This window comes from Shewanella benthica KT99 (assembly GCF_000172075.1).
Lineage (GTDB): Bacteria > Pseudomonadota > Gammaproteobacteria > Enterobacterales > Shewanellaceae > Shewanella > Shewanella benthica_A.
In genome coordinates, this window is record NZ_ABIC01000003.1 from 54,182 (window position 1) to 76,904 (window position 22,723).

20 protein-coding genes are annotated in these 22,723 nt (G+C 47.6%); 17 read left to right on the top strand and 3 right to left on the bottom strand.

Annotated features, from left to right (window positions below):
• Positions 1-19: 19 nt before the first annotated feature.
• From ctaD to KT99_RS01770, 3 genes are read left to right on the top strand one after another with little or no spacing between them, the layout of a single operon-like run.
• A complete protein-coding gene (ctaD, locus tag KT99_RS01760; protein ID WP_040571495.1) occupies positions 20-1,612 on the top strand; it encodes a cytochrome c oxidase subunit I in 1,593 nt (530 codons plus the stop codon).
• Between the two features lie 2 nt (positions 1,613-1,614).
• Entirely contained in the window at positions 1,615-2,169 is a 555-nt protein-coding gene (locus tag KT99_RS01765) for a cytochrome c oxidase assembly protein (protein WP_005496389.1), read from the top strand.
• Between the two features lie 11 nt (positions 2,170-2,180).
• A complete protein-coding gene (locus tag KT99_RS01770; RefSeq protein ID WP_005496391.1) occupies positions 2,181-3,056 on the top strand; it encodes a cytochrome c oxidase subunit 3 in 876 nt (291 codons plus the stop codon).
• Between the two features lie 101 nt (positions 3,057-3,157).
• On the opposite strand, the gene KT99_RS01775 is transcribed toward KT99_RS01770, so the two are convergent.
• The gene (locus KT99_RS01775) at positions 3,158-3,376 is read right to left on the bottom strand and encodes a DUF2909 domain-containing protein (protein WP_005496393.1); all 219 of its coding nucleotides are present in this window, start codon (positions 3,374-3,376) and stop codon (positions 3,158-3,160) included.
• A 133-nt stretch (positions 3,377-3,509) separates the two neighbouring features.
• On the opposite strand from KT99_RS01775, the gene KT99_RS01780 reads away from it, so the two are divergent.
• From KT99_RS01780 to KT99_RS01835, 12 genes are all read left to right on the top strand, one after another.
• A complete protein-coding gene (locus KT99_RS01780; RefSeq protein WP_005496395.1) occupies positions 3,510-4,346 on the top strand; it encodes an SURF1 family protein in 837 nt (278 codons plus the stop codon).
• A 143-nt stretch (positions 4,347-4,489) separates the two neighbouring features.
• A complete protein-coding gene (locus tag KT99_RS01785) occupies positions 4,490-5,035 on the top strand; it encodes a hypothetical protein (RefSeq protein WP_040571478.1) in 546 nt (181 codons plus the stop codon).
• Positions 5,035-6,024, top strand: coding sequence for a COX15/CtaA family protein (locus tag KT99_RS01790; RefSeq protein ID WP_005496398.1), 990 nt, complete (start codon positions 5,035-5,037; stop codon positions 6,022-6,024). Before KT99_RS01785 ends, KT99_RS01790 begins: the two co-directional genes overlap by 1 nt.
• 76 nt (positions 6,025-6,100) lie before the next feature.
• On the top strand, positions 6,101-7,015 hold the full coding sequence (gene cyoE / locus KT99_RS01795) for a heme o synthase (protein ID WP_005496399.1): 915 nt from the start codon (positions 6,101-6,103) through the stop codon (positions 7,013-7,015).
• Between the two features lie 67 nt (positions 7,016-7,082).
• On the top strand, positions 7,083-7,775 hold the full coding sequence (locus KT99_RS01800) for an SCO family protein (RefSeq protein WP_005496400.1): 693 nt from the start codon (positions 7,083-7,085) through the stop codon (positions 7,773-7,775).
• A gap of 339 nt (positions 7,776-8,114) precedes the next feature.
• The gene (locus KT99_RS01805; RefSeq protein WP_005496402.1) at positions 8,115-8,423 is read left to right on the top strand and encodes an STAS domain-containing protein; all 309 of its coding nucleotides are present in this window, start codon (positions 8,115-8,117) and stop codon (positions 8,421-8,423) included.
• A gap of 2 nt (positions 8,424-8,425) precedes the next feature.
• Positions 8,426-8,788 carry a response regulator gene (locus tag KT99_RS01810; RefSeq protein WP_005496403.1) on the top strand — a complete coding sequence of 121 codons (363 nt, stop codon included), beginning with the start codon at positions 8,426-8,428 and terminating at the stop codon, positions 8,786-8,788.
• A 40-nt stretch (positions 8,789-8,828) separates the two neighbouring features.
• A complete protein-coding gene (locus KT99_RS01815; protein WP_005496404.1) occupies positions 8,829-10,940 on the top strand; it encodes a chemotaxis protein CheA in 2,112 nt (703 codons plus the stop codon).
• Positions 10,941-11,050: 110 nt separating this feature from the next.
• The gene (locus tag KT99_RS01820) at positions 11,051-11,608 is read left to right on the top strand and encodes a chemotaxis protein CheW (protein WP_040571496.1); all 558 of its coding nucleotides are present in this window, start codon (positions 11,051-11,053) and stop codon (positions 11,606-11,608) included.
• Positions 11,609-11,625: 17 nt separating this feature from the next.
• Complete coding sequence (locus tag KT99_RS01825) at positions 11,626-14,454, top strand: methyl-accepting chemotaxis protein (protein WP_005496408.1); 2,829 nt, start codon at positions 11,626-11,628, stop codon at positions 14,452-14,454.
• Positions 14,455-14,608: 154 nt separating this feature from the next.
• Positions 14,609-15,445: a CheR family methyltransferase gene (locus KT99_RS01830; protein ID WP_005496410.1), complete on the top strand. Its 837-nt coding sequence runs from the start codon at positions 14,609-14,611 to the stop codon at positions 15,443-15,445.
• A 70-nt stretch (positions 15,446-15,515) separates the two neighbouring features.
• On the top strand, positions 15,516-16,556 hold the full coding sequence (locus KT99_RS01835; RefSeq protein ID WP_005496411.1) for a protein-glutamate methylesterase/protein-glutamine glutaminase: 1,041 nt from the start codon (positions 15,516-15,518) through the stop codon (positions 16,554-16,556).
• An 81-nt stretch (positions 16,557-16,637) separates the two neighbouring features.
• Here the strand turns inward: KT99_RS01835 and KT99_RS01840 are convergent, their stop codons facing one another.
• Positions 16,638-17,699 (bottom strand): polysaccharide deacetylase family protein, encoded by a 1,062-nt coding sequence (locus KT99_RS01840; RefSeq protein WP_005496412.1) that lies wholly within the window; start codon positions 17,697-17,699, stop codon positions 16,638-16,640.
• 21 nt (positions 17,700-17,720) lie between these two features.
• Between KT99_RS01840 and KT99_RS01845 the strand changes: the two genes are divergently transcribed.
• A complete protein-coding gene (locus KT99_RS01845; RefSeq protein WP_005496413.1) occupies positions 17,721-19,058 on the top strand; it encodes an MATE family efflux transporter in 1,338 nt (445 codons plus the stop codon).
• 260 nt (positions 19,059-19,318) lie between these two features.
• Here the strand turns inward: KT99_RS01845 and nfuA are convergent, their stop codons facing one another.
• Positions 19,319-19,897: a Fe-S biogenesis protein NfuA gene (nfuA, locus tag KT99_RS01850; protein WP_005496415.1), complete on the bottom strand. Its 579-nt coding sequence runs from the start codon at positions 19,895-19,897 to the stop codon at positions 19,319-19,321.
• A gap of 251 nt (positions 19,898-20,148) precedes the next feature.
• Here nfuA and KT99_RS01855 point away from each other — a divergent pair, with 251 nt between their 5' ends.
• Positions 20,149-22,695, top strand: coding sequence for a M14 family zinc carboxypeptidase (locus KT99_RS01855; protein WP_005496416.1), 2,547 nt, complete (start codon positions 20,149-20,151; stop codon positions 22,693-22,695).
• The last annotated feature ends 28 nt before the right edge of the window (positions 22,696-22,723 follow it).

The following is a 22,723-nucleotide window of genomic DNA, read 5'->3' on the forward strand; positions in this document are numbered from 1 at the left end:
CCGCGAAGCGGAACCGAATATGGAAATCGGTCAGGTCGAAGCAGCCAGCGACCACCAAGATGAACATCAGCAGCACCCTTCGGGCATTAAACGTTGGCTGTTCACCACCAATCACAAAGACATAGGCACTCTCTACCTCTGGTTCAGTTTTATCATGTTCCTCACCGGTGGCGCTATGGCGATGGTGATACGCGCCGAGCTATTTCAACCAGGATTACAGCTGATAGAGCCTAATTTCTTCAATCAGATGACCACAATTCATGGGCTGATCATGGTGTTTGGCGCCGTCATGCCAGCCTTCACAGGTCTGGCAAACTGGTTGATACCTATGATGATAGGTGCGCCAGACATGGCGCTGCCAAGGATGAACAACTGGAGTTTTTGGATCTTACCCTTTGCCTTCACCATCCTGCTGAGTTCGCTATTTATGGAAGGGGGCGGACCTAACTTTGGTTGGACCTTCTACGCACCATTGTCGACCACTTACAGCCCAGATAGCACGGCACTATTTGTCTTCTCTATCCATATCATGGGGATTAGTTCCATCATGGGGGCGATCAATGTGATCGTGACCATAGTCAATATGCGCGCTCCTGGTATGACTTGGATGAAGTTGCCACTTTTTGTCTGGACCTGGTTGATCACCGCCTTCCTCTTGATTGCCGTGATGCCGGTACTGGCTGGCGTTGTGACCATGGTACTCACGGATAAGTATTTCGGCACCAGCTTCTTCGATGCCGCGGGTGGAGGCGATCCTGTGATGTTCCAACATATCTTCTGGTTCTTCGGCCACCCCGAAGTTTACATCATGATCTTACCTTCCTTCGGTATCATCTCGGCCATAGTGCCCACCTTCAGCCGTAAGAGGTTATTTGGCTACGCCTCAATGGTTTACGCCACATCGAGCATAGCCATACTCTCATTCCTGGTCTGGGCACACCACATGTTCACCACAGGTATGCCGGTATTCGCCGAACTCTTTTTCATGTATTGCACCATGTTGATTGCTGTGCCCACCGGAGTGAAAGTGTTCAACTGGATAGCGACCATGTGGCGAGGCTCTCTCACCTTCGAGACTCCCATGTTATTCGCTATCGCCTTCATCATACTGTTCACCATAGGTGGCTTCTCCGGCATAATGCTGGCCATCACCCCGGCAGATTTCCAATACCATGATACTTATTTTGTGGTAGCACATTTCCACTATGTGCTGGTGACAGGTGCCATCTTCTCCATCATGGCCGCCGCCTATTACTGGTTGCCTAAGTGGACCGGCAACATGTATGACGAGCGGTTAGGCAAGATACATTTCTGGTGCTCGGTGATATCGGTCAACGTACTCTTCTTCCCGATGCATTTTCTAGGTTTAGCAGGCATGCCAAGACGTATCCCCGATTATGCGGTGCAATTTGCCGATGTAAACCAGATAGTCTCCATCGGCGGCTTCGCCTTCGGACTGTCTCAGTTTATCTTCCTCGCACTGGTCATCAAGTGTATACGCGGTGGCGAGAAGGCTGCGGCTAAACCTTGGGAAGGCGCCGAAGGTTTGGAATGGACACTGCCTAGTCCTGCACCCTATCACTCATTCACTACACCTCCCGAGATAAAGTAGCTATGAGCAATAACCAAGGCAAGTCTAATCGAAAGCTCATCGGCATACTGATTGCTGGTGCCGTGGGCATGTTCGGCTTTGGCTTCGCCTTGGTGCCCTTATATGATGTGCTTTGCGAGCAATTGGGCATCAATGGCAAGACCCAAAATAGCGCCAGCACTTACAAGCCATTCACCATCGATGAGAGTCGCACCATTACCATAGAATTTATGGCTCAGATCCAGAGTGATATGCCCTGGGAGTTCAAGCCCGAGGTCAAACGTATGCGGGTGCATCCCGGAGAGCTGGTTCGCACTCACTTCAAGGCGAAGAACCTGTCTCTCAAGGATACCATTGGCCAGGCTATCCCCTCGGTATCACCCGGACAAGGAGCCGCTTACTTCAATAAAACCGAGTGTTTCTGCTTCAACCAGCAGAGGCTAATGGCCAAAGAAAGCGCCGAACTGCCACTGATTTTCTTCGTGGATCCGGATCTTCCCGACTCCATAACCACATTGACTCTCTCTTATACCCTCTACAACATCACCGACCGTGGTTATGTCGGCTCAGTTGAGTAAGGAGCTGCAAGATGACAACTAAGCATGAACACTATTACGTTCCCGCACAGAGTGCATGGCCCATCATAGGGGCAGTAGGATTATTCCTCATAGCATTTGGTGCCGGAAATTATGTACAACAACTCAAATCCGACGGCGGCAGTGGCGGAATAATCTTGCTCACCGGCATAGGCGTTATTATATTTATGCTCTTTGGCTGGTTTAGAACCGTGATCGCCGAGTCGATGAGCGGCCTCTATTCCAAGCAGATGGACAGGTCTTTTCGCCAAGGAATGAGCTGGTTTATCTTCTCTGAGGTGATGTTCTTCGGTGCATTTTTTGGTGCCCTGCTTTACGCCAGAATGATAGCCGTGCCCTGGCTGGGTGGTGATTCCAATAACGCCATGACCAATGAGGTGCTCTGGCCTGGATTTGAAGCCGTTTGGCCATTATTAACCACCCCAGATGGCACAAAAACTGAGGCCATGCCTTGGACTGGCTTGCCCCTGTATAACACCATCATTCTACTCACTTCATCTGTGACTCTGCATATGGCTCACGTGAGTCTGGAGCAAGGTAAACGCTCGGCAATTACAGTCTGGCTGGGTATCACCATCTTACTGGGCATGAGCTTCCTGACGTTACAAGTCGAAGAGTATATTCACGCCTATCAGGAGATGGGATTAACCTTGTCCTCGGGAGTTTACGGTAATACCTTCTTCCTCTTAACTGGCTTCCACGGTATGCACGTCACTCTGGGAACGATATTCCTGATCGTGTTATTTTTGCGAGTCTTAAAGGGACACTTTACCCCAGATAAGCATTTTGCCTTTCAGGCGGGCAGCTGGTATTGGCACTTTGTCGATGTAGTTTGGTTGTGTCTGTTTATCTGCGTCTACGTCCTCTAATAGAGCCGCTGCGCTTCTCTATGATGTCACTAGGTGAAGATTCAGTATAAATAATTTTAACTGGTAAGCAGGAGCTATCGCTCCTGAACATTAGTCTTAGACTAATAAGGTCGTGGGTTTGGGGTGATAACCCCAGAGCCCAAAGCCACCAGGATGAATAGCACCACCAGCACAGAGAAGATGACCCTACGCCCCAGGAAGTGACTCACCGGCGTCTCACTCTCACCTTTTACCAAGATAAACAGGGCGCGGGCCAGATTAAACATAATGAATAGCAGTAGCAGTACTAAGGCGACTTTAAAGATAATTAATAGATTCATTGGTTATCCTCACATTGAGTCATGGGGCTCTAGGGCTGGATTGGCTATGGCTACTCTGGAGTGGTTTATCTATTGGGTCAAGTTAGGTTTTGGCCATTTGTTAACATTAGCTCAATATAATGGAGCCTAGATAATGACTCGCCTCTCTCGACGCAGAAACACATATTTATGGGCCACCAGAGCAGCATTGGCTTTATGCTCGCTAGCTATGTTTCTCATCTTAGTGAAACTGGGGTTTTGGCAACTCGATCGTGCAGAAATGAAAGAGAAGTGGCAAACAGAATTGACCCATCGCCAATCATCTGCACCGCTAACGTATGCACAGCTGATTTCATTTCCCGCTGCTGAGCAGGTCACAGGTTACCGTCTCTCAGTGCTGGCATCTCCGGCCTCGAGTCATATATTCCTGTTAGATAACCAGGTGTTTAACGGCAGGGTGGGTTATTTGGCATTACAGCCCATGCAGATAGCCCAAGAGGGTCCTTGGATGCTAGTAGAACTTGGTTTCATTGCTGCTGGCTTAGATAGACTAATACTGCCCGATGTAGATGTCATCACAGCTGAGGTCAACTTGAATGGTCGCTTGTATCAGAAACAAGCTAACCCTATGAGTTCGGCGTTGATGCCTGAACCCGGTTGGCCCAAGCGTATCCAAAACCTAAATCTCAGCGCAATTAGCCAGCTGCTGGGCAAGCCCTTAGCTCCTGCCGTGTTGCAGCCGGATCGCCTCGATGGCATTAACTTACCTCATCCCTGGACACCGATACCCCTGTCTTCACAGAAACACAGAGGCTATGCCCTACAATGGTTTTCCATGGCACTGGCTTTTGCCTTGCTTATGTTATATTCCATCTATAGCAGAAGAGTTAAAACTACAACAAAACAACAAGATGAATCAATAAATAATAATAATTCTCATCGGACCACTATCGATGAAATGACAGTTGCCAATGTAAACAAGACCAAGTAGGTTAGAGATTAAGCAGTAAAAACTTCAGCCACATAAGAAGTGGCAATCAAATAGGCGTTTCCTAGCCGTCTCGGGAAACAGGATGAGTATGACTCACATGAATGCCTGCACCGGCATTCATATGGGCTTTCTTAGGAGAGAGTATGAACTCCCCCAAAAAGAGCGGCGCTAAACCTTTAATCTTACTTTTCTTAGTCTTCATTCTGCCTGTGGCTGCGGCTAAAATCGTGCTCAGCTTAGATCTCTATCAAGGCGGTGCAACCAACAATGGAGAGCTACTCCCCCTCGGCACTAGCTACCAGAGCCTTAAGATGGACAATCCTAAGCCTAGGGAGTGGCAACTCCTCTACCTGCTACCCAACAAATGTAACCAGCAATGCCTGGACCATCTCTATATCCTGCACCAGAGCCATATCGCCCTGGGCCGGGATCAAGACAGAGTCCACAGCTTAATTTTACTCAGCCAAGATAGCGATACTCATGCCCTTGCTTCATATAGCTTCGAGACTGCGAAGGCCAATGACGCCATGATAAAAATGCTCGATCACCAGCAGATGATAATCGTCGATCCACTGGGAAGCTTAGTCATGCGATATCCTGCGGTGAACGGCATGGACAAGCAGATCATGCAGGGGAAATCATTGGTCGCTGATTTAAGAAAGATGCTGAAACTATCGCGAGTTGGCTGATGGCGATCCAAAACCTACTCAGAGTTACCCTTGCCTTCACTCTCTGCGTCATTTTAATGGGGGCATATACCCGATTATCCGATGCTGGCCTAGGTTGTCCCGATTGGCCCGGTTGTTATGGCATGATGAAAGTCCCCAGCCAACACCATGAGCTTATGCAGGCACAGGATGCCTTCCCTGGACATGAAGTAGAGCCCAAGAAAGCCTGGCTAGAGATGATCCACAGATATATCGCCGGAGCCCTGGGATTACTGGTGCTGGCGATCTTCATTCTTTGTATAACAAAGCCCGATGCCCCCAAGAAGCTAGCGACATTTATCGCCATCTTGATCCTATTTCAAGCCGCCTTGGGGATGTGGACCGTGACCCTGAAACTCATGCCACTTGTGGTCATGTCTCATCTCATCGGCGGCTTCACCTTAATCTCTCTGCTACTCCTGCTCTATCTCAGGACTCAGCCACTGAGGATCCCAGCAGGGGATCTTGTCGCCAGAAGACTGGCCCCATTAGCCTTAACAGGCATGGGGGTGTTAATTTTGCAAATCATGCTCGGCGGCTGGACTTCATCTAATTACGCGGCGCTGGCCTGTACTTCACTGCCTATATGCGAAGGTAACTGGTACCAGAATTTACAGCCAGCTCAGGCTTTTAATCCATTTCAAGGCGAGCATGAGACTTATGAATTTGGCGTACTCGACTATTATTCACGTATGACCATACACGTAGCCCATAGATTTGGCGCAATATTGACCACAGGTATCTTGCTCTGGCTTGCCTATCGGCTTTTTACTCAGTCTCAAGCGGCACTGTTACGGCGAGCATCACTGGTCTTGACCGGTTTAGTCATACTGCAAGTAGCACTGGGGATCAGCAATGTTGTACTGCACCTACCCTTAGGCATAGCCGTTTCTCATAATGCCGGAGCAGCCATCTTGCTACTGACATTAGTGTTTATCAATTACGCCCTGTGGCGAAAAACTAACAGCTAATGTTTTAAGTTTTAAGTTTTAAGTTTTAAGCAGAATAATAATTTTAACGGCGTAAAGCCTCAACGAGGGAAAGGCCATGGCAAAACCACTTTCAATTGCAACAACTGAACCTAAGACAGATAGCGGAGCGCTTCAGTGGCGCGCATATTATGAGATGACCAAGCCTAAGGTGGTCGCACTCATGTTACTCACGGTGTTAGTCGGTATGTGTCTGGCGGTTCCAGGGGCTGTGCCTCTGCAGGCCTTAATTATTGGCATGCTGGGTATAGGTATGATGGCAGGGGCTGCCGCCGCCTTTAACCACCTAATAGACCGACGCATAGATGGCCTGATGGCTCGTACCTATAATCGCCCCCTGCCTAAGGGACGTATCTCTATCACTAAGGCTCTCACCTTCTCTATCAGCCTAGCTCTACTGGGCTTCACCTTGCTCTACACCTTAGTCAATGAACTCACCGCCTGGCTTACCTTTGCCAGTCTTGTGGGCTATGCCATCATCTATACCGCATACCTCAAGCGTGCCACCCCACAAAATATAGTCGTCGGCGGACTCGCAGGAGCCATGCCGCCACTCCTTGGCTGGACGGCGATAACCGGAGAGTTTCACGGTAATGCGCTGCTATTAGTTATTATTATTTTCACTTGGACCCCGCCACATTTCTGGGCACTGGCCATTCACCGGAAAGATGAATATGCCAAGGTGGATATCCCTATGTTGCCTGTGACCCATGGTGTCGAGTTCACTAAAACTTGTATATTGCTCTATACCTTGCTGCTCGCTATCGCCTGCCTGCTACCTGTTATCGTAGGGATGTGCGGCCCCATCTATCTGGTAGGATCGACAATTCTGAGTTGCGGCTTTATCTATAAGGCATGGGAGCTTAAATATGATGACAAACCCGGCCTGGCAATGCAGGTGTTTCGCTTCTCCATCTATCATCTGATGATCTTATTTATTGTGCTCTTAGTCGATCATTACCTCTGGGTATAAACTGGTGATCATAAGATATTCGTTTATTGCTACTTCACAGTTCAGTGATTGCAAGGGGGATTATTAGATGGAAAAAAAACTTCAGCTAATAGCCGTAGCGCTATCAGGCTTAGTCTTACTCGGCCTCGGCGGTGTTACCGCAGTTCAGCTGCAAAAGAGCCAACAGACAAATACTATCATCACCTCCATTCAGGATACTGAGTTGGAGCTTGTCAGCAGCTTCGTGTTTCCAATAGCTAAGCCATTAGCACCTTTCTCCCTCACGGATCAATATGGCAATGCGTTTACTAATAGCCAGCTAAACGATAAATGGAGCCTATTCTTCATCGGCTACACCTCTTGCCCGGATGTGTGCCCTACGACTATGGGGAAACTCACCGCGGCTTACCCTAAATTACTAGAAAATGCGGATCTACAAGTGATTTTCCTCTCCGTAGATCCTCAGAGAGACACTCAAGCTAAGCTATTAAGCTATATGAATTTCTTCAACCCTGAATTTATCGCCATCACAGGGGAGCACGCCCAACTCTTCCCGCTCACGCGAGATCTCGGCTTCGTCTATGCCATGATCGGCGAGGAAGAAGACTATCTGGTCGACCACAGTGCATCTATGGCGCTGATATCACCGGATGGAAACAAGGTGGCCATAATAAAGCCTAAATCCTCAGTTCCCGGAAAATTACCACTGATCTCCAATAAAAATCTGATTGCCGATATTCGAACCCTAATAGCCAATTATAAAGCAGACCCTAGCAGCTAGAGAGCCGAATTTTCAGGACTGAGACCTAATAACTATCGACTAATTGTGCCAGTTTGTAACTAAAGATGTCGACCTTACTGGCATGTTAGTCTCGATATTCTCTCTTCAAAAAATACTTAAGATCAAGAATAAAAACATTTTAATACATAGTGATAACTATATATTTGACAAAACACATACCTACGACTATCTAACTTGAATGGCATTTACTTACCCGTCTCTCTATTCTATTTCTCGGCTAAATAATCAAAAAAACACCAATAAAAGAGGAAATACTCAAGTTTGCCGACTATCTTTTGATCTTGCAGGGATGAAGAAAGCGATCCAAAGGAAAATTAAATGTCGCAACAAACAATTAAATTGGATTCTGAATTAACTATTCGAAATATTCAGCCCATTTTCGCACAACTATCAGAACTATTAACCCATGACAAAGAGTTGCATATAGATGCAAGCCTGTTGACCAGGGTCGATACTGCCGGGGCCCAGCTCCTCTATCTATTTTCCCAAACATGTGCATCACGCTCATTAAGAGTCGACTGGCTAAACTGTCAGCCAGAACTTCAAATCAATTTAGACAATCTGGGTATTAACATTCCAGAAATAGCCATCCCAGAGCTAAAAGCCGAACTGGATGAGGAAAAGTAACGATGAAACAAATACTCGCGGTAGATGACTCGGCTTCCATGCGTCAGATGGTCTGTTTCACCCTAAAAACGGCGGGCTTCGATGTCACAGAGGCCTGTAATGGAGACGAGGCCTTAAAAGCAGCCCAACAAAGCGAATACGATCTGGTCATCTCAGATGTGAATATGCCAATCATGGATGGTCTCACCCTAATTCGTAATCTACTCACCTTGCCGAACTATAAATTTACCCCCTTGCTAATGCTGACAACTGAATCAGGTACAGAGAAGAAACAAGAAGGCCGCTCCGCAGGTGCAACTGGCTGGATAGTTAAGCCCTTCAACCCGGATCAACTACTGGCAACAGTGCGTAAGGTGCTTGGTTAACAATATCCAAATCATCAGATGGATCTAACGGACATTTAATATGGAAATCGATCTCAGTCAATTCAGTCAGGTATTCTTCGAGGAGAGTCTAGAAGGCTTAGACGCCATGGAGTCTGAACTGCTTAATCTCGACGTCAATAACCCCGACGAAGAAACCATCAACACTATTTTCCGTGCGGCTCATTCCATCAAGGGAGGTAGTGCCACTTTCGGTTTCAGTCAGGTTGCTAATTACACTCATCTGTTGGAGACCTTGCTCGATGAGATCCGTGATGGGCGCAGACAGATGACCAACGAGCATCAAGACATGCTGCTGCTCTCCGTCGATCTGCTGCGAAACATGTTCGATGCCTTGATGCGAAAAATCGACTTCGACGACCCCCTGCTCGCTCAGCTCGAGAAGCAATTTACTATCGAAATAGCCAAAGGTACTAAAGGAGCGGCTCCTGAAGAGTCAGATTCGAGTAACGACACATTGGTAGAACAAGAGGCGACCGGTCTCTTACATTGGGCCATTGATTTTCAGGCGGGTATCGATATCCTGCGCTGTGGTAATGACCCTTACCTCATGTTCAACGAGCTCAGGCAATTGGGAGAGCTCAGCGTCAACCTGGCCAAGCATTCGTCACCCGAGTTTAATGATATAGACCCTGAGGCTTGTTACCTCAACTGGCAACTCGAACTCGTCACAGATCAGCCCTTAGAGCGACTAAAAGAGGTATTCGAATGGGTCGAAGATGAGTGCATCATCAATTATTCCTCCAGCCCAGTCATGAATGGAAATGCTAATCCTGACAGTGGACCATCTAATATAGAATCGACCGAAGTTGCTATTCCTCAGGAGCAGCAAGGGAGTGAAACAGTCCAAAATGATGTAGGGGGTAAACGATTAGATGAGGCCAAGACATCTAACCAAGAGCCAAAACCTAAGGCAGCCTCAAAGGCTAAGCTCCCTGAGACCGGCTCGATTCGAGTCAGCATAGACAAGATAGACCTGCTGATAAATATGGTCGGTGAACTCGTTATCACCCAGGCTATGCTTGGTCAAATAGGCCAACAGGATGAGATAAACGAAGAGTCATTCGAATCACTCAAGCAAGGACTTGAACAACTCGCCACCCATACCCGGGATCTGCAAGAGAGCGTCATGCAAATCCGCATGCTTCCCATCAGCTTCGCCTTCAACCGTTTCCCTAGGCTCGTGCGTGATATCGGTCAGCAGCTAGGAAAGAAAGTTAATTTAGTGCTGAAAGGGGAAGATACCGAACTGGACAAGACTGTAATGGAAAAGATCGTCGACCCTATGGTGCATCTGGTGCGTAACTCACTAGATCATGGTTTGGAAACACCGGAAGAACGCCTCGCCAAAGGCAAATCAGAAGTCGGCACCATCACACTCAACGCCTTTCATCAGGGAGGTAGCATCATCATAGAGATCATCGACGACGGAGCAGGTCTGGATACCGATAAAATTCTTAGCAAGGCTAGGGAAAAAGGGATCGTCGGCCAGGATGAAGAACTCAGCACTGAGGCGATCCATAAGTTGATCTTCAAGCCAGGTTTTTCCACCGTAGATGCTGTCTCAGATCTCTCGGGACGCGGTGTGGGTATGGATGTGGTCAGGCAAAATATCAATGAACTCAATGGCAGCATAGAGCTTAAATCCACCCAAGATAAGGGCAGCCGTTTCACCATCAGGTTACCCCTGACACTCGCCATACTCGATGGCCAGCTTGTCAGGGTTGGCAGGCATATCTATGTGGTGCCTCTGGTTTCAATTCATGAATCACTGCAGGTCGAGCCTAACAAAATCAACCGTCTCAGCGACGGCCATGAACTGATACAGCTCAGAAACGAATACCTGCCAGTGATAAAGGTGTACCAAGAGTTTTGTCACACCGCAGATGCCAAAGAGATCAAAGACGGCCTAGTCATGGTGGTCGACTCTAATAACGAGAAGATAGGACTACTAGTCGATGAACTCTTGTCACAGCAACAGGTGGTCATCAAGAGCCTGGAAGATAACTACAGCCAGGTCCCTGGTGTATCTGGCGCCACGATTCTGGGTGATGGCACGGTCGCACTCATCATAGATGTTACCGGATTAGTCAGCCTTGCCGGCATTACCAATATGAAAGAACACGCAGCCTAACTAGGCTCAGAATTAACACACTAGCTAATTGCCAATATGAAATAAAACTCAGAATTAACACGCTAGATAGCGCTAAAGATAACAGATTAAGGAAGATGGAGCCTGACGAGATGACAGAGCAAATTCAAAATATGCAGCCCCAGAAGCAAGATAACGATGAAGACAGTCAGCAGTACCTGACCTTTATCATGGCCAACGAAGAATACGGAGTCGAAATACTATCGGTACAGGAGATCCGGGGCTGGGAATCTACCACAGTGATCCCCAACGCACCGAGTCATGTGAAGGGAGTGATTAATTTGCGGGGCACCATAGTCCCCATCATAGATCTCCGCCAACGCTTCGGCATCGAGGTCTTAGATTATGGTACCACAACTGTGGTTATCGTGGTCAAAGTTGCCATAGCTAGCGAACATAAGGTCATAGGCATAGTCGTCGATGCAGTATCCGATGTATTCAGCGTCAATAATGACGATGTACGTGACGTACCCAATTTCGGTGAAGACACAGATCTATCTTTCATCAAAGGCTTGACCAATGCCGGTGAAAAGATGGTTATTTTACTTGATATCAATAGATTACTCGGTAGTGAAGTCTTACCTGAAGCAGAGCAACTTTCGCAGTTAATGCATAATCTTGATGCCGATAAACAGGTCGTCAACGGATAATATAAAGTGAGAACCACATGTTTGATAATTTAAAGTTGAAATGGAAATTGACCATAGGGTTTGCAATTCCGTTAGCATTAATACTAACCATTGCTGCCGTAGTTCACGGAAGTTTAGCTAAGCTTTTGGTTACCAGTAAATTGGTAACTCATACTTATAAGGCCATTGATATTGGTAATTCAATTACCGCGTCTTTGGTTAATATGGAAACAGGGGTTCGAGGCTACCTTGTTGTAGGTGAAAAAGAATTTTTAGAACCATTCGATCAAGGTAAAAATGACTTTGCTGAATTAACCAAGCAAGCGAAACAGATGGTGTCAGATAATCCCACTCAAGTAGCTAGAATTACCGCAGTAGAAAAAATTGAGCGTCAATGGTTACAGCATCATGTCCTAGTAGCCATCGATTTAAGAGAAAACTCTTACCAAGGTGAAATCACTGAGTTTGTTAAAAGAGGAATTGGCAAACAATACATGGATGAAATGCGCTCCATTTTAAATGACTTTATTGCCGAGGAGTCTGCTTTAATCTTGGTACGTGCAGAGGAGCAAGAATCCACCGCAAGCTTCACCGATTTCGTGACCATTTTTGGCAGTGTTTTAGCCGTTATTTTAGGCTCTATTGCCGCCTTTATTACTACAAGGTCCGTGACTAAACCGATTAATAATTTAATCGAAGGCATGAGTCGTGTTGAACAGGACAGTGATTTCTCTATTCGTTTAAATGTGAAATCAACTGAGGAATTTGGTCAAGCTGCAAAATCCTTTGATGCCTTGATGAATGAGACACAAAATGCACTAAATTCAATTAATGAAACAATGGGTGCCTTTTCTAGCGGAGATCAAGATCAAAGGATTACCACTAATTTAAAAGGGGATCTCCAGAAAATAAAATCAGCCGCCAATCAGTTGATGGATACGGTTCAAAAACAGCAAGTCACCACTGCAAAAACATCGGGTGAGAACCTACGAATTAAACAAGCCTTGGATGTGTGTCAAGCCAACGTGATGATGACAGACGCAGACTACAACATCATCTACCTCAACGAATCACTCAACGAAATGTTCGGCAAGAACGAGAAGACGCTACAGCAGGAGCTGAGAAGCTTCGATATGAAAACACTATTGGGTACTAATATCGATATCTTCCATCAGAATCCGGCTCACCAGCGCGGCATGCTGGATAGGCTCACGGAAACATTCGAGACCAAAATAGAGGTGTCGGATCTCACTTTCAGTCTGATCGCCACCCCAGTGTTTGATAATGGCAAGCGCACCGGCACAGTTGTCGAGTGGCAAGATTTGACCGCCAAGCTAGCACGAGAAGCCGAAGAACAGCAGTTAGCAGCAGAAAATGCCCGCATCAAGCAGGCACTGGACAATGTCTCCGCCAATACCATGGTGGCAGATGCCGATCTTAACATCATCTATATGAACAATGCCGTGGGTAACATGTTCAGAAATGCACAATCCGACATAGTAAAAGATCTGCCTAACTTCGATGCCAATAACCTTATGGGGGTCAATATCGATGACTTCCATAAGAATCCGGCCCATCAACGAGGTCTGCTAGGTGGACTCACATCCACCTACTCGAGCCAGATATTAATTGGCGGGCGCACCTTCAAGGTGGTGGCTAACCCCATCAAGGATGACAATGGCGAACGCATAGGCACAGTCGTCGAGTGGACCGATCGCACCGCAGAAGTAGCCATCGAACATGAGATCGATACCATCATCTCATCGGCAGCGGCTGGTGACTTGAGTCATAGGGTCACCACCGAAGGTAAGGACGGCTTCTTCCTCAACCTCTCTAACGGCCTAAACCGCTTAGTGGGTATCGCAGATAATGTCATCTCGGATGTGGTCAACATGTTTGACGGCTTAGCCAAGGGGGATCTGACCCGTCAGATCAACGGCGAATACGAAGGTCAATTCGCTAAACTACAGACAGATGCCAACGCGACAGTAGCGAGACTCACCGAGGTCTTAGGCGGTATCAACGAGTCAGCCAATACAGTAACCTCTGGCGCAGAAGAGATAGCTCAGGGCAACGCAGACTTGAGTCAACGAACCGAAGAGCAGGCCGCGTCTCTGGAAGAGACAGCGTCCAGCATGGAAGAGATGACGGCGACAGTCACCCAGAGTGCTCAGAATGCCACCTTGGCTAATGAGCTGGCCCAGGAAGCCAACTCCAAGGCCAAACATGGCGGCAAGGTGGTCGAGCAGGCCGTCGCTGCTATGGAAGCCATCAACGCCTCTAGTAAACGGATCTCCGATATTATCGGGGTTATCGATGAGATAGCCTTCCAGACCAACCTACTCGCACTTAACGCCGCCGTAGAGGCTGCACGAGCGGGCGAGCAGGGACGCGGCTTCGCCGTTGTGGCTGGCGAGGTGCGTAATCTTGCTCAACGAAGTGCTGGCGCCGCCAAGGAGATCAAGGAGCTAATTCGCGACAGTGTGGACAAGGTAACCGACGGTACCCAATTAGTGAACCAGTCAGGTGAAACCCTGGAAGATATCGTGCAGGCGGTCACTAAAGTCGCCGACATGATAAGCCAGATAAGTATCGCCTCGGATCAGCAGTCTGCTGGTATTCAAGAGGTCAATAAGGCTATCTCACAGATGGATGAGATGACCCAGCAGAACGCCGCACTGGTGGAGCAGGTCTCGGCAGCAGGTGAAACCATGGCAGACCAAGCCAGGAACATGAAGACCCAGCTTGGCTTCTTCCAGACCAATGGAAGTACAAGCTCAGGTATGGCATCCGCACCACTGGCCCTAGTCTCGGGAGACACCCACGGTAATCTCAGCATAAGCAAAGAGGAGTGGAACGAGTTTTAACAAGTGAGTTTCATAGCTGCTAAGAGTTGATACATAGACAGGCCTTGTTTTCATGCAAGGTCTGTCTATCTTCTATGACTGCAGGTGATTTAATTCAGACATTACAACAAAGGAGGTATCGACATTGGAGATCATAGACGAAAAGGAATTTTCTATGACAAAACAAAACTTCGATTTTATTCAGAGCCTTGCTTATGAAGAGACGGGTATCCTTCTCCCGGAAAGAAAGAAGCATATGGTCTATTCCAGATTAAGCAGACGCCTGCGTCATTTGGGCTTGGAAAACTTCAATCAATATTGTGACCATGTGCAGAGCGATCCTGATGAATTAATGAATTTTGTCAACGCATTGACCACTAACTTGACCGCCTTCTTCAGAGAGGAACACCATTTCAACTACCTGGATAAAGAGATAGCACCACTATGGAGAAAACGACGAAATAAACGTTTACGGATCTGGTCTTCAGCCTGCTCAACTGGCGAAGAACCTTACAGTATCGCCATGACTCTGGCAGAACATTTTTCCGGAGCCGAGTGGGATCTAAAAATACTGGCCACGGATCTCGATACTAACGTGCTTAACAAGGCCGCTAAAGGGTGCTATTCCGAGGACAGCATTACAGATCTACCGGCTCGATATCGTAAAAAGTATATAAAAACGTCCCCAGATGGCATCCAGATGAAACAGAGTATCCAGAAGAAGATCCACTTCAAACAACTCAACCTGTTACAAAAGTGGCCCATGGCAGGTCTCTTCGATGTGATTTTTTGTCGTAATGTGCTCATCTATTTCGATAATGAAACCAAGGCCAAGATTATCGCTAAATTTAGAAAACTGCTCGCTCCGGACGGACTACTCTTCATCGGACACAGCGAGACTCTGACAAATTTATCAGATGAATTCGAGCTTATAGGACAAACAATATATCAGCCACTGCGAGGCGGTCATGCCAAGGTTTCTGGCGAAAGAAAAAAAGCCCTTACGGGGTAAGACTAGCAAGATTATGGCGATAAAAAGATGACCCAAACCAGGATGCAGATTAGACCACAAGGATTAAACTATGATTAGCGTGTTAGTGATCGATGACTCCCCACTGGTAAGGCAATTGCTCAGCCATCTGTTAAACGATGCCGACGATATCAAGGTGGTCGCCACCGCAGAAGATCCCTATGAGGCGCGCGATCTAATCAAGAAATTCAATCCAGATGTGCTGACCTTAGATATCGAAATGCCCAAAATGGACGGTATCGCCTTTTTAAAGAATATCATGAAGCTCAGGCCGATGCCCGTGATCATGGTATCGACCCTAACGGCCAAGGGGGCAGCAGTTACTTTAGAGGCGCTGTCGATAGGCGCTGTCGACTTTATCTCTAAACCTAAGTCTGATCTCACCCATCAACTTATAGGCTATAAGCAAGAACTCATAGACAAGGTTCGCCTCGCCTACAGGAGTAAGGCGCGCCCAAGGTCCCTATCGGCTCCGACGATTAAGCCGCTTAATGGTGAAATGCTCAGTAATAGACTCATCGCCATCGGGGCTTCCACCGGCGGCACCGAAGCGATCCAGAGTGTACTCATGCGAATGCCATCGAACACACCACCAGTAGTGATAGCTCAACATATTCCGGCAGCATTTAGCACCTCATTTGCCAAGCGTCTGAATAACAATTGTGCGATGAAAGTGATAGAGGCTCAGGGAGGAGAACAACTCAAGCCGGGAACCGCCTACCTGGCCCCCGGCAACAAGCACATGGTCATCGAACGTAAAGGCGGCTTACTCTTCACCAGACTCGTCGACAGCGACCCCGTTAACCGCCACAAGCCTTCCGTGGACGTGCTGTTTAATAGTGTCGCCGAGTCTGCCGCCAAATCTACCATAGGCATAATTCTGACAGGGATGGGCAAAGATGGTGCCAAAGGATTACTGAACCTGAAAAATAATGGCTCTTACACTATCGCCCAAGATGAGGCTAGCTCGGTAATATGGGGTATGCCAGGAGCCTCGGTAGATTTGGACGCCCACCATGAGCAGATGCATCTGGATAAAATCCCGCAAAAACTGTTATTCCTGTTGAAGACGGAAACGAGTAAGGCTCTGTAGGAGGGGCTTTAGCCCCGATGCGCAAAAAATGTTCCTCTCCCGGCTAAAGCCGGCCCTACAACCAACGCAGCATCATAAATCCTATTCCTGTCTCCATGAACCATCATCTTTTGGCCGCACCCAGGCCTGAGAGAACCAGTAGTAACCAGACTTGGTCTTGCTTGGCACGGTGCAATTATATCTTGATCTTCCTGGTGGCAGATCAAATTCGGCACGAATGGAGAACTCGTTTTCACTCAACCAGAGCGGCTTCTTAGCACCTTGGCCCTGAATGAAACACATCATCAGGTGGGGGTAGATATCACTCATATCCAGAGCGAGCTTGAGCTCGGGTCGCCAATTTCCATCTTTAAGCTCAGGATCGCTAGGCATTATCGATAAGACTGGCATATTCAAACTGTGCATCTTCACTTTGAGGCTAGCGAGATCGGCATAGACCCCCGCAACGGGAAAACGCGGCAGGGCCGTCAGAGACGAGTATGCCCCGGCAGCACCAGACTGCTGACCTAAGCCGACAAAGCCATTACGACTGAGCATATCCTCGAGAGCCTGATTATATTCACCATAGGGATAAGCCAACATCTTATGATCTTGTCCTGTGGCCTTACTAATTTCGGCTTCGGTCTCGAGAATATTCGTCTCGATACGCAACATCCATTGAGCTTCAGATTCTCCTTGCAACTGACGAATAAGATGTTCGTGCCCCCAGCTATGATTGGCTATCTCGGCTCCCTCTTTCGACAGTTGGAGCAACTCCTCCCAGCTCATCATCTCACTGTATTTAGCCTTGATAGGCTCAATCGAGACAAATAGCGTGTAGGGAAAACCGTATTCCTTTAAGATGGGATGTGCCGTCTCGGCAATGCTCTTGTAGCCATCATCGAAGGTGATCACCACAGTATTTTCCGCTATCGGTGTTTGATTTCGAATCGCGTCCACAACCAGAGACAAGGGCGTCACGATAAAGTCATTATCGATCAGGTACTGCATCTGTTCCTTGAACTGAGCAGGTGTCACACTGGTGATGGCCGGAGTTTCCTCCGACACATGGTGATACTGTAAGATCACCGCGGCCCGAGCCGTGAAGGCCTGCAAGGATAAACTGAATAACACCAGCAGGGTTATCATGACATTCTTAAACATAATTAAAACCTCTGAGATGATATGACCCCTGTCGAACTGATCCGTAACAAACAGAAAAACAGACAGCTACTGGCACTCGCCCTGCCCATGATATTGTCCAATATCACTGTGCCTCTGCTTGGCCTAGTAGACACCGCAGTCGTGGGCCACCTAAGCAATGCCTATTACCTGGGCGGGGTCGCCGTTGGATCAACTATTATCACCCTAATTCTTTGGATGCTGGGCTTTCTGCGCATGGCAACCACAGGGCTCGTCGCCCAGTCTTATGGCGCAGGAGACACACAAGCTCAATATAAATTACTGCTACAAGCCGGCAGTTTAGCGCTTATTTTAGGACTAAGCGCGGTACTTCTGCAACTCCCCATTCTCAATACAGCCCTTATGCTCACCGATGCGAGTCTCGAGGTGCAGAGGTATACCCGGGAATATTTTGAAATAAGGATCTGGTCAACACCCTTCGCCCTGCTCAATCTGGTGCTATTAGGCTGGCTACTTGGCAGGCAGCAACCTAAGGCCGCCATGTGGCAGTTAATCGTCGCTAACTTAGCTAATATTGGCCTGGATCTACTGTTCGTCCTCGGTCTGGGCTGGGGGGTTCAAGGGGCCGCCCTGGCCTCTGTGATTGCCGATATTGCAGGCTTCCTGGTTGCCTTAACTATGGTCTATAAACAAGTTCAGAAAACGGGTGGTTTCGACTTTTTCAAGCTGTGTAACAATCTCAGCTTAGCCAGCTATCATAAATTACTCAGACTCAATGCCGACATATTCGTTCGTAGTCTCTGCTTGCAGATCGCCTTCGCATTTATGACATTTCAGGGTGCCAGTCTGGGGGACAATACAGTCGCAGCCAATGCCATACTACTCAATCTCTTACTACTAATAAGCTATGCCCTCGACGGTATAGCCTATTACGCCGAGGCCGAAGTGGGTAAGGCCTATGGCCAGAAAAATAAGACTAAGATGCGAGAGACCGTCACTCTGGCCTGGTTCTGGTCGGCCATCTCGGCGCTCTTATTCACCTTAGTGTTCGCCTTTGGCGGAGAAAGTATCATCAAGATGCTGACCAACATTGAAGCCGTGCGCTCGGTCGCCGATGAATATCTATTTTGGATTGTGTTACTCCCTATTCTCTCCTTCGGCTCTTATCTCTTCGATGGCGTCTACATCGGGGCAGCTAAGGGCAAGGTGATGCGCAATAGCATGATCATCTCGACCTTTGGCGTATTTTTCCCGGTATGGTTTTTCCTGCAAGACAATGGCAACCATGCACTATGGGCCGCCATGAGCTGCTTCATGCTAGCCAGAAGCATAACCCTAACACTGCATTATCGTTATAAATTGAGAGATGCAGAGTTCTAGCAGATGTAGGAGGGGTCTTTAGCCCCGAGGTTTATGGATTTATTCCCTCCCGGTTAAAGCCGGTCCTACAGCGTAGCCCCATCTGACCGCCATATATGGCGGAGATGCAGGTTATGCAGGGTGCAATAACCAGCATAACCTGCATCTCGGCATTATCCACAGACATTAAAAAAGCGAGTCGGTTATTAGCCTACTCGCTTTTTTCTTACTATTTAAAACCTAGATATTAGGGCCTAAGCCCTCGAATCTAGAAACTTTCTTTACTGGTACGAATGCGCGCCAGCCTGGTGCTCGGTAATGTCTTTAACACCTGTTAGTTCACCTGGGAACATCTCGAGTAACTGCTTTTCGATTCCATCCTTCAGGGTCACATCGACCATAGAACAACCGTTACAACCACCTCCGAACTGCAGAATAGCCACGCCTTCTTCAGACACTTCCATTAGCATTATGTTGCCGCCATGGCTTGCTAGTTGTGGGTTGATTTCGGACTGAATCACATATTCGATACGCTCGTTGAGTGAGGCATCGCTGTTAACTTTGCGCATCTTGGCATTAGGCGCCTTGAGGGTAAGTTGTGAACCCAATTGGTCGGTAACGAAATCGATAGTGGCATCTTCAAGGAAAGGGACGCTCTTCTCATCGACCATGGCATTGAAGCCGGTAAACTCTAGCTCAGTATCATCGGCTTCGACAGCATCTGGTGGGCAATATGAGACGCCACATTCAGCAGTAGCAGTACCAGGACTGATTACAAATACACGAATATGAGTTCCTTCAGGCTGATCTGCTAACAAGGTAACAAAATGAGCCTGAGCTGCATCGGAAATGGTGATCATTAAGACATGCTCCGTCTGGTAAAACTTGACTGTTTTAGTAAGATATACAGATATGATACTCCGACTCAGGTCAGCTTTGTAGTCCCTTTGTAAATTGCTTTGACCTTTTATAGGGTGCAATGGAGGCAAAATTGAGCAGGATGTCATGTTGTATTCGACTTTTTCTCTACCAGAACCTAACGTTAACTGTGGCAATAATCTACGCCAACTGATAATTTAACCTTATATTACAAGTATAAAGATCACTATATATGTTGAAAACCGGCCTTTTCCTGCTGTCCTTATTCTGCTCACTAAGCCTGACTTCTCCGGTCATAGCTGCAGATCTACAAACGGGGCTCTCGATCTCAAATTCGAATTTAGATCCTGAGATCACCTCGCCGGACGCCTTCTTAGGCTACCCGTTAGGCCAATGGCACCTGCGTCATGACCAAGTCAATTATTACCTGCAGCAACTTGCCCGCGACAGTGCCAAGGTATCCATAGAGCATACGGGGCAGAGCCATGAAGCCAGGCAACAACTCACAGCCGTTATCACCTCGAGTAAAAATCAGGAAAATTTGGACCAGATTTTAACACAACGTCGAGCCGTTAAATCCGGGGCAGCACAGGATGGCCCCTTAGTGATCTGGCTGGCATATTCGATTCATGGAGATGAGGCCAGTGGTGTCCATGCAGCCTTGGCCCTCAGTTACTTTCTGGCCTCCAGCAGAGATGAATGGGTCGAAGACTTGCTCGATGAAGCCATAGTATTGATCACCCCGAGTCAGAACCCGGATGGCATGGACAGGTTTTCAACCTGGACCAATAACTACCGCGGCCAGACCGATGTCAGTGATAGCAACCATAAGGAACACAGGCAAAATTGGCCCAATGGCAGAACCAACCACTATTTCGCCGATCTTAATCGTGATCTCTTGTTCCTCAGGCACCCGGAAACCCGAGGTAGGGTAGCCCTGTTCCATAAATGGCAACCTCACTATGTAGGAGACTTTCATGAGATGGGCCGGGATAGAAGCTACTTCTTCCAACCTGGGGCTCCATCGCGTACCAACCCTGCGATCCCAAAGACTAATCAGGCTCTGACGGAGAAGCTGGCTCACTTCCATAGAGCAGCCCTAGATGAGTTAAAGCAGAGCTATTTCAGTCGCGAGGCATTTGACGACTTTTACTATGGTAAAGGCTCAACTTATCCGGATATCAACGGCTCAGTTGGCATCTTATTCGAACAAGCTAGCCCCAGAGGACAGGTACAAATCACCCAAAACGGCGAGCTAAGACTCAGCCAAGCCATCAATAATCAACTCGCCACCTCTATATCGAGTCTAAAAGGCAGTCTGGCATTAAAACATGAGCTGATTGAATACCAGAGTGAGTTTTATCAGGGGCGAGACAAGGTACTGCAGCGGGGGCGTCAAACAGGCTTCCTTCTTGGTGCTCCCGCTAACCGAGAGCGTATTGAAGATCTCACCCAAGTGTTGGCCCAACACAAGATCAAATTTTACTTTCTGACTAAAACAGTTCGCCAAGGAAGTCTGGAATTTACAGCCGATAGCAGCGTGTTTATTCCGATAAATCAGCCGCAGAAGAGTCTTATTTTAGCCCTGTTTGATAACCGCACAGAGTTTAAAGACCCAACATTTTATGATGTCTCGAGCTGGAATCTAGAACACGCCTATCATCTGCAGATGATACGCAACAGCAAGTTAGATATCGATGTACTTTCCAGCCACGCTCCCGCTAAGTTCAATTTCCAGATGAGTAAACAAGCCGTAGCTGTACTCGTCAATTGGCAACAAGATTTTGCAGCCCCCATGCTACAAGCCTTATTACAAGATAATGTGACTGTCAAATTTGCTAAGAAACCCTTTACCATAGAAGTCACTGGAAAGGCTCAGACATTTCCTGCTGGTTCCTTGCAAATACCACTAAAACAGCCCGGATTTTCGATGGTTGAGATCAATAACAAGCTGGTTAAACTGAGCGAACAATATCCACTGACCTTGTATCCAGTCACCACCAGCGCCGCCATATCTGGCATCGACATGGGCAGCCCTAGTTTCAAGGTAATAAAACCCATAAAACCTCTGTTAATTACCGGTCGAGGTACCGATGCCTCCGAAGTCGGCGAGCTGTGGAATTACTTAGACAGCAAACTTGCTGTACCTGTGACCTTGGTCGATGTGGATCATATTTCCAAAGTAAACTTAAACCAATACACACATGTGATCATGGTCGATGGTACTTACTCCTCTTTAAACAAGACGTTTGCCAGAAAACTAGGCCAATTCACCTCAGATGGTGGCACAGTGATCGCACAGAAAGGCGCATTAACTTGGTTAAATAAAAACAACCTGCTCAAGAGTGACGTCAAGGATAAACGTTTCTATAAACAGTTATTCGATACCAGAGGTTTAAGCTATAGCGATAAGGAGAAGCTAGCCGCCCGTCAATCCATAGGCGGCGCCATAGTGGAGCTAAAACTCGACCCCAGTAATCCAATAAGCTTCGGCATTAGAGGCAACAGACTCCCCATATTAAAAAATATGGCGATTGGCTTAACCACCAGCTCGACCCCCTTCACCGTCGCGGCTAAATACGCCGATGAACCTCTACTCAGCGGATATCTGGCCAAGGAATATCAGGCAAGTTTTTCTAATAAGCCCGCCATAGTCCTGGAGACTCTAGGAAAAGGCGCCATAGTCGGACTCGCCGATAACCTGATGTTCCGCAACATCTGGCTAGGCTCAGAGAAGATCTACGCCAATGCCCTCTATTTCGTCCCCGCATTGGATTAATAGCAGGTCCTAGTTCCTAGGAACTAGG